This window comes from Pseudoalteromonas sp. NFXS39 (assembly GCF_040148775.1).
Lineage (GTDB): Bacteria > Pseudomonadota > Gammaproteobacteria > Enterobacterales > Alteromonadaceae > Pseudoalteromonas > Pseudoalteromonas apostichopi.
The window spans coordinates 180,753-195,832 of sequence record NZ_JAGDEC010000006.1 but is presented as its reverse complement, the minus strand read 5'-3'; the positions used below and the strand labels follow the sequence as shown (position 1 = coordinate 195,832).

The following is a 15,080-nucleotide window of genomic DNA, read 5'->3' as shown; positions in this document are numbered from 1 at the left end:
ATAGAGATATTAACATGCTCGCGTAGGAGGCGTTTTTAACGCCGAATCAAACTGACAGCTCACTGTCAGCAATTCAACAATTTCTGCGTTACGCTTGATTGCGGGTTTTGAAAAATCGCTTCGGTTTGGCCGTATTCAACAATCTCACCGTGATCAAGTACTACGAGTTGGTCGCTTATGTGGCGCACCAGACTTAGATGATGAGTAATTAGCACATAGCTAAGCCCGGTATCTTTTTGTAGACGCAGTAATAAGTTTACCGTTTGTGCGCGCACAGATGGGTCTAGAGACGATAATGCTTCATCGAGCACTACCACTTTAGGATCTAAAATTAAAGCTCTTGCAAGCGCTATACGTTGCAATTGGCCACTACTAAACATATGCGGGTAATAGTATTGATGATCTAATAGCAATCCAACTTTTGCGAGGGTTTGCTTTATTTTATCTTCACGCTCTTCTTTGTTTAAGTCAGTGTTGTACTGTAAGCAGTCGTTAAGCATGTCACCAATGGTTAAACCCGGATTCAACGACGCCTCAGAATCTTGGAATATCATACGGATGTGGCGACAGTCATTATCACGTAAGCCATCATTTTCGATGATATTACCATCGAGTAGAATTTGTCCTTTATCGGCGTTATCGGCTCCAGAGAGCAATTTAGCTAAGGTACTTTTGCCTGAGCCTGTTTCCCCGATAATCGCAATGGTTTCGCCTTGACCTAAACAAAACGAAATATCTTTTAAAACAGAGAAGCGCTTACGTGAAAATAAGCCAGCACGTAGGTTGAAACTCTTTGATAACGCTTGAACTTTGAGCAGTGGTTGCATTATTTCATCGCCTTAATCAATGGGAAATGACAGGCATAACTATGGCTATGATGCTTGGTTAACTTAGGTGTAACCACACATTCTTTTTGCGCTTGCGGGCATCGTGGGCCTAATCGGCAACCTATTGGTAAATGCTGTAAGGTTGGAATGGTGCCTTTTAATGCATAAAACGGTTCTTTGTGTGCTAGACCTTGCTCATAGTCAGGCAAACTTTTCAAAAGTGCTTGAGTATATGGATGGTATGGCTGACTAAAGATACGATTAGTTGGACCTGCTTCAACCATTTGTCCGCAATAAAGTACATGCATGCCATGAGACCAGTCGATGATTTCTTCAAGCTCGTGAGAGATCATTAAAATTGACATATTCTTTAGCTGATTCAAGCTTTTTAATAGCCTAAATACTTGTGCGCGAGTGGTACTTTCAAGTGCAGTTGTTGGCTCATCGGCAATTAATAGCTTAGGAGTACGGGCAATTGCCATCGCAATCATCACTTTTTGACATATACCTTCAGAGAGTTCATGGGGGTAGCTGTCGAGCACTTTTTTATGATCTTTAATACCCACTTTATGAATTAACGCTTTTACTCTATCTTTACGCTGTTTATTACGCTTTAAGAAAAAGCCGCTGATGGCCTCAGCGGGTAGGGTTTCGGCAATTTGATCAAATATTTTTGCAGTAGGGTCTAGGCAGCGGCTTGGGTCTTGGTAGATCATAGCAATGTCTTGACCCACCAGTTTACGGCGCTGCTCGTTAGATAAGCGCATCAAATCAACACCACGCCAGTGCATGCGATCTGCGGTGATATGCCAGCGTTTGTTCAAAACCCCAACAATGGCTTTTGCAATTAAGCTTTTACCAGAGCCAGACTCGCCAACCAAAGCATGCACTTCACCTTCTTTTAAGGTCATGCTGACCCTATCAACCGCACGAATTACGGTTTCTGAGGTGCGCAACTCTATCGTGAGATTGCGAATATCGAGTAATTGCATATTAGTCGGCCTTACGTTCTTTAAGCACTTGGCGTAAACCGTCACCTACTAAATTGGTAGACAGTACTGCTAAAAATAATAATACGCCCGGTAAGCCAACAGTCCAAGGGGCAAGGTAAATTAAACCGAGATTTTCAGCCAAAATAGCGCCCCATTCTGTGGTTGGGGGCTGGGCGCCAAGTTTTAAAAAGCCAAGTGCCGAGATATCCAAAATAGCGGTAGAAAGCGCCATGGTAAAAATAACCACAATATGCTCGTAAATATTTGGAAAGATACCACGGGCGAGAATATGCCAGTTGGATGCGCCATCAAGTTTGAATGCTGTGATGTAATCCTTATTAAGCTCTTCAACAATTAAGTTACGTACCGAGTGAATAAACTGTGGCAATAAAGCTAAAATAATCGCCCATACTGTATTCATTAAGCCCGGGCCAAGAATCGCGATAATAATAATTGCCAGTAACAGCGATGGAATAGATAACGTAATATCGAGTAAGTGATTTAAAAAACTTGAGCGAATACCGTGGCTAATACCAGCAAAAGTACCCACTAATACCCCAATCACGGTGGTTATTAAAGCTGCCACGACCGACAAACCAAAAGTATAAGTTGCACCATTCATTAAACGCGATAACACATCACGACCTAAATCGTCGGTGCCTAATAAAAAGCGCACATCACCAGCGTCATGCCAAGATGGCGGTAACAATAAAGCATCGCTGTGTTGTTGATTTACACCATAGGGTGCAAGCAGTGGTGCAGATACTGCCAGTAATACTAAAGCGATAAACAACCATAAGCCAACAAGGGCTGGGTGATTAGTCTTAAACTTTTTCCAAAATCGCGCTAGTGGCGATTTATTCGACTCTTCAGAGAATAAATTAAACTTTGCCATGAGCTTGGTTCCGCGATAGTGGGTCGAATAAGGTGTAAGTGAGCTCAGCAATAATTGTAGCTAAAATGACAAACATAGATACAGCGAGTAAGCCGCCTTGAATAGCTGGGTAGTCGCGTTGATAAATACTATCGATAAGCCAACGACCAATGCCTGGCCACGAGAAAATAACCTCGGTGATCATCGCAAGGGTGATCAAGGTACTAAACTGTAAACCGATTTGTTTAATAACCGGTAGCAGCGCATTACGTAGTGCGTGATGAATAATCAGCTGTGCACGGTTTAAGCCCTTTGCCCGCGCCGTTTTAATATAGCTTTGATCGAGTACTTTCAACATTGAGTCTCGGGTAAAGCGCACTAGAACAGTGGTTGGATACATAGCAAGCACTATAGTTGGCAGGGTTAAATGGTGTAAAGCATCTAAAAACGCCATACCATCATATGGAAAGTTACCTAGCATTATATCAATTAAAATAAAGCCAGTAACAGGCTCAATCTCGTAAAGTAGGCCCATACGACCCGACATAGGAAACCAGCCTAGTTGCAGTGAAAAAACCATAATTAACAAAAGAGCTAGCCAAAAAACCGGCATTGAGTAGCCGATAAGTGTGCCTGAGTTAATAAATTTGTCTGGCCAACGTTTGTAGTAAGCTGAAGCTAAGATACCCCCTGGTACGCCAACAGCAACAGAGACAAACAACGCATAAAGGCTTAATTCGAGCGTTGCAGGAAACAAGTCTTTAATATGCTGAAATACACTCTCGCCAGATGCAAAAGAGACCCCCCAATCACCCTGAATAATGCGCTCTAAAAAGGCAAAATATTGCACTATGTAGTTTTCGGTAAAATGAAATCTTTCTTCAAGTGCACTGGTTTGCGAAAAGGTACTATTGGTAATACCGCTTAAGTTAGTAAGCGCATCACCAGGAAACAAAAAGCTTAATGAGAATGTAAAGATGCTCAGAGTTAACATCATAAACATTAAGAGCGCCAGGCGGCGAAGAATATAATCTAGGATCATTATTCTTTCCTCGCGTTAGCTAATGAAATACCACCGAAAGGGCTCAAACTGATGCCTTTTACATCACTACTTGCTGCCTGAAAGCGCATGCCATGGGCAATAGGTAAGATAGGGAGCTCTTGTACTATAATCCGCTGTGCCTGATTATAATATTCTTTACGTTTTTCAAGATCGGTTGTGTCGAGAGCTTGTGTGAGTAACAAATCAAATTCAGGGTTACACCAATTAGACGGATTTTTACCACTAAAGGTAGCAGTACAGCTTAATAATGGACTCATAAAGTTATCAGGATCCGGCGTATCGGCAGCCCAACCTAACAATACGCTATCGTGGCGATGCTCGCCAACCCGTTGTAAAAAGGTATTCCACTCGTATTCGACGATATTAACGTTCACACCAATTTTGCGTAAATCGCTTTGCATCAGCTCAGCCATTTTTCGGGCATTAGGGTTATAAATACGACTTACGGGCATGGCCCAAATGTTCATATCAAAGCCATTTTTGTAGCCAGCTTCAGCGAGCAATGTTTTGGCAAGGGCAGGGTTAAATTCAGGCATAGCCTTTTGTGCTTCAAAAGCCCAAGAAGCTGGAGGAAGTAAAGACTGAGCCTTAATACCGTTACCGTAATATACCGCTTGCATGATTTTATCGATATCAATGGCGCTTGCGAGTGCTTGGCGTACACGTACATCATCAAAAGGCGGGCGCTCAGTGTTAAAGGCCCAATAACCAATGTTTAAGTTTTGTTCTTTTTGAACTTTAATGTCTTCACGTTGCGATAAAATACTAAGCTGCGCACTGCTTGGGTGCGCAGTAACATCACACTCTTTAGTGAGCATCTTGGCAACCCGGGTTGTCCCGTTTGGCGTAATGTCATACACCAGTTGCTCAAGTACTACAGGGTGTTTCCAGTAGTCAGGGTTACGGTAATAGCGAATTAAACGATCGCGACGATACTCTTTATATACATAAGGGCCAGTACCCACAGGGTATTGGTCAAATAAGTTTTCTTGATTTCGCGCTTTAAGTTGCATGGCGTATTCTTCAGATAACACCACAGCAAAGTCTGTTGCAAGGTTTGCTAAAAAGCTGCTTTCAGCATTATAAAGCTCAAACCGTACTTGGTAATCAGAAACACGAACAATGCGACGAATGAGCTGGTCAATACCAACACTTTGAAAATATGGGTAGCTGGCTTCGCCAACAAAGTGATAGGGGTTGTAGACGTCGAATAAGCGGCTAAAGGTAAAAATTACATCATCTGCGTTAAAATCACGACTTGGGGTGAAGTATTTAGTGGTATGAAATTTAACTCCTTTACGTAGGGTAAAGGTGATTGCTTTGCCGTCTGGGCTAATTTTCCAATCGGTTGCTAATTCTGCCTGAAATTCAGCAGACACCGGATCAATACTCAGTAGTCGGTCATAAAGCTGGTTAGCGATAATATCGATAGTTGAACCAGTCGTCGTCACTTGAGGATTAAACGACACAGGGTTTGCTTCAGCGCAATAGACCAAGCCCTGGTTTTTTTGTTCTGTGGTTTTTTCTTCGCTATCTAGGCAGCCTACTAAGCACACCAAAGACAAAGCAAGTAACGGTTTAAACACCTGATTAGCCTCTAACTATTGCTGCTGATCTAATAAATTGTATTTTTTCAAATAGCCACGTAATTGATGATACGTTAATTCTAAGTGTTCTGCAGTTTTCTTTTGGTTAAATTGACTATGTTCAAGCGCTTTTTTAATCACATCAATTTCAAAGTCATTAGACAGTTGCTTTAAATTGCAAGGAAATTGAATTTCAGGCTTACTCAGTGTCACCGCCTCTTGATTTTGTGTTGTTGTAATAGGCGCAGCTTCTACACTTGCAACTGGGACACTGCTCACTGCCGCTTTAACGCGCTGTTTAGGTCTATACTTACTCGCAAAAGGGTCTAAAACAATCTGGTGAACGGGAATATGTTCGTTGCCATGGCGATATAAACTACGTTCAACCACATTTTTTAATTCACGGATATTACCAGGCCATTCATAAGACTGAAGGGTTTCGATGGCGCTACGCGTAAAGCCACTAAATAGCTCCCACTCAAGATCGCGAGCCATGTTAATTGCAAATTGTTCTGCTAGTAACATGATATCTTCTTGGCGTTCACGCAGCGGGGGCAGGGTAATAACATCAAAGGCGAGACGGTCGAGTAAGTCGCTTCTAAATTCGCCTTGCTCAGCAAGCGTCGGTAAATCTTCATTGGTTGCACAAACGAGGCGGGTATCGACTTTAACGGTTTGCTTACCACCGACACGTTCAAATTCGCCGTATTCAATAACGCGTAGTAGCTTTTCTTGCACCATGGCTGAGGTATTGGCTAATTCGTCAAGGAATAGAGTACCGCCGTTAGCACGCTCAAAGCGGCCTTCATGGCGTTTGCTAGCACCAGTGAACGCGCCACTTTCATGGCCAAATAATTCACTTTCAAGTAGATTTTCATTAAGCGCTGCGCAGTTAAGCTTTATATAGTTTTGTTCCCAACGCTTAGATAAAAAGTGCAAACGCGCAGCAATGAGCTCTTTACCCGTACCGCGCTCACCAATAATCAGTACAGGCTTTTCCAAACTTGCTAGTTGTGACACTTGATCAAGTACACTTAAGAAACTGTCAGATTGGCCGAGTAAATTATCCTGTTGGCGAAATTGGCTCATATTCCCTAACTCTTAGTCATTTTTACTAAGATCTAGTGTATTTCATTATCTTCGAGAACTAAAGAAATTTATAAATTTAGTTTAACTGTTTGAATATATTGGGTTATTCTAGCTTTATAAAAGTTGGCAAGCATATTGATACTAGATATACCAACTGATTAAGTTAAAACACCAAAGAGGTAAATGTTATGGGAATTTTTTCACGTTTTGCAGACATCGTTAATTCTAATATCAATGCCATCTTAGATAAAGCAGAAGATCCAGAAAAAATGGTTCGCCTGATCATCCAAGAGATGGAAGATACATTAGTAGAAGTTCGCTCTACATCAGCAAAAACACTTGCTGAGAAAAAAGAGCTAGTACGTCGCGTTGAAACTTTGAAAGTTCAAGTTGCAGACTGGCAAGAAAAAGCTGAATTAGCACTAAGTAAAGACCGTGATGATTTAGCACGCGCAGCACTGATTGAAAAGCAAAAGTCAGCAGACGCAGTAGCTGCAGTTGAAACTGAGCTTGAACATGTAGAATCTCATATCGAGAAGCTACAGCAAGAAGTAAGCACGCTACAAGAGAAGCTAGCTGATGCAAAAGCGCGTCAAAAAGCAATCATCTTACGTCAGCGTTCTGCTGAATCGCGTCTTGAAGTTAAAAAAGCACTCGACAGTTCTAAAGTTGAAGACGCTTTAAACCGCTTCGAACGTTACGAAACTAAGATCGATGGTCTAGAATCACAAATAGAGTCTTATGATCTTGGTAAAAAATCATTAGCTGACGAAATTGCTGGTCTTCAGCAAGACGAAAAGATTGATGATGAGCTAGCTGAGCTTAAGAAAAAACTAGCAGATAAAAAATAATAAATGGGGGCATGTCCCCCAATGCTTAAACACATAACGGATTGACAGGAGAGTACCATGTTCGACGCAGAAGTTTTGATGGCACCCATTATTGTTTTTATGGTGGTTGTTGCCCCACTTTGGCTAATTTTACATTACCGTAGTAAAAAGCAAGTGAGCCAAGGTTTAAGTGAACACGAACATCGCCAGCTGTTAGAGCTTGCACAAAAAGCAGATAAAATGGCAGAGCGTGTTGAAACATTAGAAGCCTTACTAGATCAAGAGGCTCCGCAGTGGAGACGTAAAGTATGAGTACCAAACGCGAATTATTTAGAGACGCAGAGCGCGGTAAAATAGCTGGCGTGTGCGCAGGTATCAGCGACTACTTTAACATGGAGCTTTGGCTGGTACGTATTTTAGTCGTGACAGCAGTGCTATTATCAGGTGGTCCATTTATTGTTGTTGCTTACATTGCTGCTTGGTTTATTTTAGATAAAAAACCAGTAGAAAAAACAGAGAAAAGCACAGACAGCATCCATCAAGACCCGCTTGAAGTAAAGTTTAAAGTATGGCAAAAAGGGGAACCACCTCGCCGTGCATTGCAAGACTTAAAAGATCGTCTTGCTCGAGTTGATGGCCGTTTACAAGAGATGGAACGCTATGTCACATCAACAGAATTTACGGTTAGCCGTGAAATCAACAAACTTTAAAGGACATATACGCACCTTGTTTGCATCCTGATACCAAGCGCAAATAAGGTGCTAGACACTTTATGAGCCAATCATTTGCAAAAAACACCTTTAATTCGTTAAAAAATAAAGCGGAAAAAGCCCTTCATCGTAGTTTAGATCAACACGTGAAGTTAGCCGTCACAGGGTTAAGTGGCAGCGGTAAAACCGCGTTTATTACCGCCTTGGTTAAACACTTAACCAGCCAAGCTGACGATAAAAACTTACCTTTTTTTAATGTGATGCGTGAAAAACGCCATATCGCTACAAAAATAGTGCCGCAGCAAGCACTGACAATTCCTACATTTGAATATACCAATGCATTGTCAGCGTTATTACCTGCTGAAGGTGAGCCTGCATGGCCTGCATCCACTGAGCGTATAAATACTTTACGTTTGGCAATTAAATACCAAAGTAACTCGGGGCTGCGTGGTCACTTTGCTCCGCAATCAACACTTTATTTAGATATTATTGATTATCCAGGTGAGTGGTTACTTGATTTGCCAATGCTAGAGCAATCCTTTGCTGATTGGTGTGAATTACAATATTCACTGTTGCAGCAAACAGCGCGTAACGAAAAGGCTAAGCCATTTTTAGCAGCCCTCGCTGAACTTGATTTATCAGCCAGCGTTGATGAGAGCAAGCTTGCTGATGTCGCTGCGCTTTACCAGCAGTTATTGGTCAGCCTTAAACAAGATACCAAACTTGCTATGCTACAACCTGGGCGCATGCTAATGCCCGGTGAGCTAAAAGGAGCACCGTTACTGCAGTTCTTCCCGGTTGCGAGTGTGCCTGACGATATAACCGAGGGGTCAAATTTAGCGCATCTTAAAAAGCGCTATAAAGCCTATGTAAAAGAGGTTGTAAAACCTTTTTACGAGCAGCATTTTCGTCATTTTGACCGACAAATTGTGCTGGTGGATGTGCTCAGTGCCTTGAATGAAGGTAGCGAAACGCTGCATGAGCAAAGCCGTGTTATTAACCAATTACTGGCGCACTTTAATTATGGTGAAGCAAGCTTCTTTAAACGTTTGTTTAAACCAAACATCGACAAGCTACTGTTTGCGGCCAATAAGTCAGATCATATTAGTGCTCAGTATCACAAAGATTTAGCACTGTTGCTTGATTCAATCGTGCATGACCAAACGAATCACTTAAAGTTCGAAGGTGTGCAAATCGAAACCATGGCAATGTCATCTATCTGCGCAACAGAGCCGCGCCAAGTGGCTGAAAAAGGCCAGCAGTTAGCTTGTATTTATGGCAAGCCTTTAGGCGAGCAAGAATGGCTAACATATTTACCGCCGCAGCCACCGTCACGCCTTCTCAACAAACAAGAGTGGCCAAAACAGGGCTTTGAGTTCTTATCGTTTTCGCCACTGCCATGCCCTGATAAACGGTTAAAGCATATTCGTTTAGATCATGTCATGCAGTACCTGATAGGAGATAAACTAACATGAGTGAGCAACCTAAGGAGATGAATTTTCAGGCTGGTCGTCGTATTTCAAGCTCAGCAAGCAATGAGGCTCCTACAAAGGAGTTAACCGTTGCAAAAGTCATAGAAAACGCAGAATTTATCGACACAGAGGACGAACTGCAAGATAGCATCGAACTTGAGCCTGTGTATAAAAAGTCAAAGTGGCAAACCTTAAAAGGGGTGTTTGTTGTTAGCTTTTTAGCTTTAGTGTTACTTGAGTTTGCAATGTCATTATTTGTGACGTTCCAACAATCGATTATTTTAGGTTCCGTCTATTTAACAGCTGTTCTCAGTGGTGTGCTACTGATTGCCCGTGTTATTTGGCGCGAGTACCGCATGTTGAGAAGTTTAAAGCGCAACCAATTGCATCGAACCGAGGCTGACCGCTTACTTAACAGTGAGCAAGTAGGTGAAGCACTACCATGGCTTGAAAAGCTTAATAAACATCAGGAAATGACTGGGTTTGAAGAGTTTAAGCAGCAAATAGCAAGTCATCATACAGATAAAGAAATCATGACATTATACGCTGATAGTTTATTGGTGAGCCAAGATCAACAAGCGAAAAAACTGATTAACCGTTTTGCTACTGAGTCCGGTTTATTGGTTGCGCTAAGCCCGCTGGCTTTAGTCGATATGATGGCAGTTTTATGGCGAGGCACTAAGTTAATTGAACAAATTGGCCGGATCTACGGTATTGGTTTTGGTTACGCAAGCCGTATTAAGTTGTATCGTTTATTAGTGAAACAAGTGCTGTTTGTTGGTAGTGCAGAGTTAGTCTCAGATTTAGCGGCAACGGCACTGAGCGCTGAATTATTGGGAAAATTGTCGGGGCGTGCAGCACAAGGGCTAAGTGCAGGTATTTTTACCGCGCGTATAGGTTATAAAGCAATGGAGCTTAGCCGCCCGTTACCTCGCTTAGAGCATAAGCGTAGCTTGCTAAAAGAAACTGCCAATAGTATTGCCCGTAAAATTGCCTCACGCACGAGCGATAAAGAGACCGAAAATACAAAATGACAACTTTTGTGTACAGTTAATAAAAACTGCTGAGTGATATTTAGCCATCTGAGCATCCGGCATGCTTGTGCATCTTGGGTATCTACGTTTTATTTATGAGTATGAAGTACTGATAATAAAAACGAGAACACACAATGACTAAGCATCACTTACATACACAATGTATTCATGGTCCAGAAAAACCAAATGACCCACATGGCGCACTGAGTGCGCCACTTTACCAAACCTCTACCTTCTCTTTTGCTAATGCCGCCCAAGGTGCAGCCCGATTTGCTGGTGAAGAGCAGGGCTTTATTTATACCCGTTTAGGTAATCCGACAACCCAAGAGCTAGAACAGAAAGTGGCTCAGTTAGAAAACTGTGAAGCGGCTGCTGCAACGGCTACAGGTATGGGAGCAGTGTCTGCGTCTGTACTTAGCTTTTTACAACAAGGTGACCACTTAGTGGCATCAAGCGCGTTATACGGCTGTACCTTTGCATTTTTTGCTCACATGCTGCCGCGCTTTGGTATTGAAGTCACTTTTGTTGATATGACCAACGAAGCTGAACTTCGCGGGGCGGTAAAAGCAAACTCAAAAATGATTTTTGCAGAAACACCAATTAATCCGACCATGGCGGTGCTTGATCTAAGTTTAATTGCCGATGTTGCCAAGCAGCATCAACTGATAAGCGTTATCGACAATACATTCCTAACTCCATTGCTACAGCAACCGACCTCGTTTGGCATTGATATTGTGGTACATAGCGCAACTAAATACCTAAATGGCCACGGTGATGTGGTGGCAGGGCTAGTTTGCGGTACAGAAGAGCATATCAATTTGATAAAAATGACGGTGCTAAAAGATATTGGTGCAACGATTAGCCCGCATGATGCATGGTTAATTAATCGTGGTTTAAAAACCCTAGCTGTGCGCATGGAGCGCCACTGCGCGAGTGCTCAAGTTGTGGCTGAATATTTAGAGCAACACCCGCTAGTAAGCCAAGTTTATTACCCGGGGCTTAAATCACACCCGGGTCACAAATTTATTGGCTCACAGATGAAAGCTGCTGGTGGTGTTATAGCCTTTGAAATTAAGGGCAGCCTCGAAGATGGCGAAACATTTATAAATAACACCCAGCTTTGCACGCTTGCGGTTAGTTTAGGGGATGCTGAAACCCTTATTCAACACCCGGCATCGATGACACATTCGCCTTATACACCTGAAGAAAGAGCGGCTGCTGGGATCAGTGATGGCCTAATTCGATTATCTGTTGGTCTAGAAGATGTTAACGATATTATTAACGATCTTAAAACTGCATTTACATTCATCGGATAGGTTGTAATTATAAGTTTACGACAATACCTTCTTTAATCCCTTTGAATATGGGGTGTGTAAACTTTTGGATCCTTTGCTGTAATTTAATGTTTACGTTAAGGCTGTTTCTGCAAACCTCGGAAACAGCCTTAACTATTAAAATTTCGCTTACTTTTACATAGTATCGACTTAACAAGTTAATGAGATTCTGATCAATGCTGATCAAGATTTAACGAAGAAGGTTATTATGGCTAAAGCAAGTAATTACACCTCCAAGCAACCTGATGAAAATGGGGTTATCCATTGGAGCGAAGAAGAAAATAAAATATGGTCAGAGCTAGTTGCTCGCCAACTCGCTTGCATTGAAGGTAAAGCCTGTGATGAATATTTAGCAGGTCTTAAGAAAATTAATTTACCAACAGATCGTATTCCACAACTTAGTGAACTCAACGAAGTGCTACTCGAAACAACGGGCTGGCAAGTTGCGCCTGTTCCGGCACTGATCGATTTTGATGAGTTCTTTCGATTATTAGCAAACAAGCAGTTCCCAGTAGCGACTTTTATTCGCAGCCGTGAAGAGTTTGACTACTTACAAGAGCCAGATATCTTCCACGAGATTTTTGGTCATTGTGCCATGCTTACCAACCCAGCATTTGCTGAGTTTACGCACAAATATGGTCAGTTAGGTTATGCCGCTGAAAAGAAAGATCGTGTTTATTTAGCACGCCTTTACTGGTTTACTGTTGAGTTTGGTTTGATGCAAACCGAACAAGGTCTGCGTATTTATGGTGGTGGTATTTTATCAAGTCCAGGTGAAACACAATATGTGTACTCAGATAAGCCAGAAATCAATGCGATGAACGTGCTTGATGTATTACGTACACCTTATCGTATTGATATTATGCAGCCTGTGTACTACACCATTAACTCAATCAATGACTTATTTGATATTTCACAAATGGATATTATGTCGCTGGTGAGTAAAGCAAAAGAATTAGGGCTACATGAGCCAAAGTTTCCTCCTAAAGAAAAATTAGCAAGTTAAGGATTTATAATGTCTTCATTAAGCACACAAAAGTGTGAAGCGTGTCGTGCGGATGCGCCTAAAGTATCTGATGCTGAATTAGCAGAATTGATCAAAATGATCCCAGACTGGGTTCCAGAAGTGCGCGACGGCATTATGCAATTAGAGCGTGTTTACAAGTTTAAAAACTTCAAGCAAGCACTTGAGTTCACTAATAAAGTGGGCGATATGGCTGAAGAAGAAGGCCACCACCCAGGTCTGTTAACCGAGTGGGGTAAAGTAACCGTTACTTGGTGGAGCCACTCTATCAAAGGGTTACACAAAAATGATTTTATCTGTGCTGCTAAAACAGACGATGTATTCGCTGCACTGTAAATTTTAAGTTCTGCCCAGAACGATAAAAGGCGTAACCTCAGGTTGCGCCTTTTTGCTTTTTTAGAGCCCAAGAATTAACATTAGGCTCTTATCTTTGCGAGAACACTAGAAAAGTAAATAATGAAAAACAAAGCGCTTATTCTGCCATTCCTACTCATTTTACTGCCCTTAATTGATAGTTTGTTCATCCCGCAAACATTTGGCATTCAATGGCATAGCCCTAAGCTGATGTATCAAGTAGGCGTAGCGCTGATGATTGTAAAGCTCACTATGGTTGCCATCGGGCTTTGGTTATTATTAAAAGCAAAGCGCCTTTATATGGAAGCCAGTAAATCGACCCGTATGCTTAAATTTTCAGTCTTTTTACTCGGCGGCTTACAAGTTGTGATAATGACTGCAATATGCTTTTGGTATTTAGTAGCGGGCACGCAAGCGAAACACTTTATGCTGCAAGATAACATTGCTGTATTTACCGCTGATTATGGCGTATTTGCCCCGGTACATCATGAGTTTTCATTTATATGCTTTGATGCCAATGGTTTTTACCATATGCAACCAATTGCCCAGCTACCTTGGCTCGGAACCTTTACTTTTACTAGCCAAGATTCACGTTTGATCATTCAACATAAAAACCAAAGCGGCGCGAATACTCAAGAAATTTCATTAAAAGGGTATGGCTGTTTGCAATAAAGCGGGAAGGTGTTTGGCGTTATGAGCTGTATTTTTTCAAAGAAAACAGTATTGGGATTTATATTGTCGAAACTGCCAGCTCTGAAAATATCCTATAAAGCTGGCAGTCTATTTCTTACATAGCTTACTTGCTATTGTTTTACCTGAACTTCGACTTCTTGCCCGGTTTGTAGTTGCTCAGCGCCGCGCACTGCAACTTTATCGCCCGCATTTAAAGCGATGTTAGAAGTCGGGGTGACTTCAACAAGTTTATCTTTACCATTACCTACTTTTACGGGAACTTGCAGGGCTTTGTTGTCGTTGTCGATTTTGACGATATGGGTGCCTTTTTTGCGTAAGATAAGCGCATCGCGATTCACCAGTAGTACATCCCCTTTGCTTTTTAGTGGCACGGCTACATCAACCAGTTGGCCAATCGCCCATGTTTGCTCGGCGTCTCTTGGTAGTAGGGCGCGTACTTCTACAGTTTGTGAACGCGGATCGGTTGATGGGATCACCGCTGTTACGGTAGCTGTTGTCATATCAGGGGCTGATAAGTCGCCGGCTTGAATTGGTAACTCTATGCCTTTGTGTAAAAACTTTAAGTATTTAACAGGCACGTACAAACGCACTTCTAAGTTATTAATATCGAGAAGGGTGACCAGTTCATCAGCACGATTTATTTCGCGGCCAGCGCGTTTAAAACGCTCGCTGATCACGCCATCAAATGGGGCGCGAACGGTTGCACGGGAAAGCTGATCGTCTATTACTTTTAATTCAACCTTAGCCAGTGCGATATCAGATAACGCAAGGTCATGCTTATTTTGCATATCATCGACTTGGCTTGCTGCAGCACTGCTGGCTTTGGCGAGTTTTTGTAAACGAGCGAGCTCTTGTTGATATAAGCGTAGGTTTATTTTGGCGCGATTGAGCATTTCTTGCTGGCGTGCTTTTTCAAGTTCAAGCGGTAAGGTGTCCATACGAACTAGGGTGTCGCCACTTTTAACCAGAGTACCTGGCTCAACAACATATAATAAACGACCGCTAACGCCTGCTGTTAGGGTTACATCATCTTTGCCATACAAAGTGCCACTGACTTCAATTTCGCTTGTCAGTGGAGCTTGTGTGACAGTTTCTACAGTAACCGGCACGACTGCAAAGGCATTAAATGCGATAAGGCTTATTAGCGCACAAAAGCGAGCGGTTAATTTACGAAAAGGTGTGTTCATTGTTTTAATAC

At 42.2% G+C, this 15,080-nt stretch carries 16 protein-coding genes; 9 read left to right on the top strand and 7 right to left on the bottom strand.

The annotated features are described in order from the left end of the window. Positions 1 to 65 precede the first annotated feature (65 nt). The 6 genes from J3455_RS12930 to pspF are packed head-to-tail and all read right to left on the bottom strand — an operon-like array spanning position 66 to position 6,431. Entirely contained in the window at positions 66 to 827 is a 762-nt protein-coding gene (locus tag J3455_RS12930; RefSeq protein ID WP_130050997.1) for an ATP-binding cassette domain-containing protein, read from the bottom strand. Continuing rightward, a complete protein-coding gene (locus J3455_RS12925) occupies positions 827 to 1,819 on the bottom strand; it encodes a peptide ABC transporter ATP-binding protein (protein WP_130050998.1) in 993 nt (330 codons plus the stop codon). Before J3455_RS12925 ends, J3455_RS12930 begins: the two co-directional genes overlap by 1 nt. 1 nt (position 1,820) lies before the next feature. Beyond that, entirely contained in the window at positions 1,821 to 2,714 is an 894-nt protein-coding gene (locus tag J3455_RS12920; protein WP_130050999.1) for an ABC transporter permease subunit, read from the bottom strand. After that, positions 2,701 to 3,735 (bottom strand): ABC transporter permease, encoded by a 1,035-nt coding sequence (locus J3455_RS12915; RefSeq protein WP_130051000.1) that lies wholly within the window; start codon positions 3,733 to 3,735, stop codon positions 2,701 to 2,703. The genes J3455_RS12920 and J3455_RS12915 overlap by 14 nt, the downstream gene beginning before the upstream one ends. Next, positions 3,735 to 5,342 (bottom strand): ABC transporter substrate-binding protein, encoded by a 1,608-nt coding sequence (locus tag J3455_RS12910; RefSeq protein WP_130051001.1) that lies wholly within the window; start codon positions 5,340 to 5,342, stop codon positions 3,735 to 3,737. Before J3455_RS12910 ends, J3455_RS12915 begins: the two co-directional genes overlap by 1 nt. Positions 5,343 to 5,357: 15 nt before the next feature. After that, positions 5,358 to 6,431, bottom strand: a complete 1,074-nt coding sequence (pspF, locus tag J3455_RS12905) for a phage shock protein operon transcriptional activator (protein ID WP_130051002.1) — start codon at positions 6,429 to 6,431, stop codon at positions 5,358 to 5,360. Between the two features lie 188 nt (positions 6,432 to 6,619). Here pspF and pspA point away from each other — a divergent pair, with 188 nt between their 5' ends. The 9 genes from pspA (at position 6,620) to J3455_RS12860 (ending at position 13,861) form a co-directional block, all read left to right on the top strand. Further along, positions 6,620 to 7,282, top strand: coding sequence for a phage shock protein PspA (gene pspA / locus J3455_RS12900; protein WP_054553137.1), 663 nt, complete (start codon positions 6,620 to 6,622; stop codon positions 7,280 to 7,282). Positions 7,283 to 7,339: 57 nt separating this feature from the next. After that, positions 7,340 to 7,573 carry an envelope stress response membrane protein PspB gene (gene pspB / locus J3455_RS12895; protein ID WP_036969793.1) on the top strand — a complete coding sequence of 78 codons (234 nt, stop codon included), beginning with the start codon at positions 7,340 to 7,342 and terminating at the stop codon, positions 7,571 to 7,573. Next, on the top strand, positions 7,570 to 7,971 hold the full coding sequence (pspC, locus tag J3455_RS12890) for an envelope stress response membrane protein PspC (RefSeq protein ID WP_130051003.1): 402 nt from the start codon (positions 7,570 to 7,572) through the stop codon (positions 7,969 to 7,971). The genes pspB and pspC overlap by 4 nt, the downstream gene beginning before the upstream one ends. 62 nt (positions 7,972 to 8,033) lie before the next feature. After that, positions 8,034 to 9,446, top strand: a complete 1,413-nt coding sequence (locus J3455_RS12885; RefSeq protein WP_349561874.1) for a YcjX family GTP-binding protein — start codon at positions 8,034 to 8,036, stop codon at positions 9,444 to 9,446. Further along, the gene (locus J3455_RS12880; RefSeq protein WP_349561873.1) at positions 9,443 to 10,477 is read left to right on the top strand and encodes a TIGR01620 family protein; all 1,035 of its coding nucleotides are present in this window, start codon (positions 9,443 to 9,445) and stop codon (positions 10,475 to 10,477) included. The genes J3455_RS12885 and J3455_RS12880 overlap by 4 nt, the downstream gene beginning before the upstream one ends. Before the next feature lie 134 nt (positions 10,478 to 10,611). Then, a complete protein-coding gene (gene megL, locus J3455_RS12875) occupies positions 10,612 to 11,793 on the top strand; it encodes a methionine gamma-lyase (protein ID WP_130051006.1) in 1,182 nt (393 codons plus the stop codon). 226 nt (positions 11,794 to 12,019) lie between these two features. After that, positions 12,020 to 12,817, top strand: a complete 798-nt coding sequence (phhA, locus tag J3455_RS12870; RefSeq protein WP_054553132.1) for a phenylalanine 4-monooxygenase — start codon at positions 12,020 to 12,022, stop codon at positions 12,815 to 12,817. A gap of 9 nt (positions 12,818 to 12,826) precedes the next feature. Next, on the top strand, positions 12,827 to 13,171 hold the full coding sequence (locus tag J3455_RS12865; protein WP_036969771.1) for a 4a-hydroxytetrahydrobiopterin dehydratase: 345 nt from the start codon (positions 12,827 to 12,829) through the stop codon (positions 13,169 to 13,171). Between the two features lie 120 nt (positions 13,172 to 13,291). Next, positions 13,292 to 13,861: a hypothetical protein gene (locus tag J3455_RS12860; protein WP_297331126.1), complete on the top strand. Its 570-nt coding sequence runs from the start codon at positions 13,292 to 13,294 to the stop codon at positions 13,859 to 13,861. A gap of 131 nt (positions 13,862 to 13,992) precedes the next feature. Here J3455_RS12860 and J3455_RS12855 read toward each other — a convergent pair whose 3' ends face one another. Continuing rightward, complete coding sequence (locus J3455_RS12855) at positions 13,993 to 15,069, bottom strand: efflux RND transporter periplasmic adaptor subunit (protein WP_130052260.1); 1,077 nt, start codon at positions 15,067 to 15,069, stop codon at positions 13,993 to 13,995. Between the last annotated feature and the right edge of the window lie 11 nt (positions 15,070 to 15,080).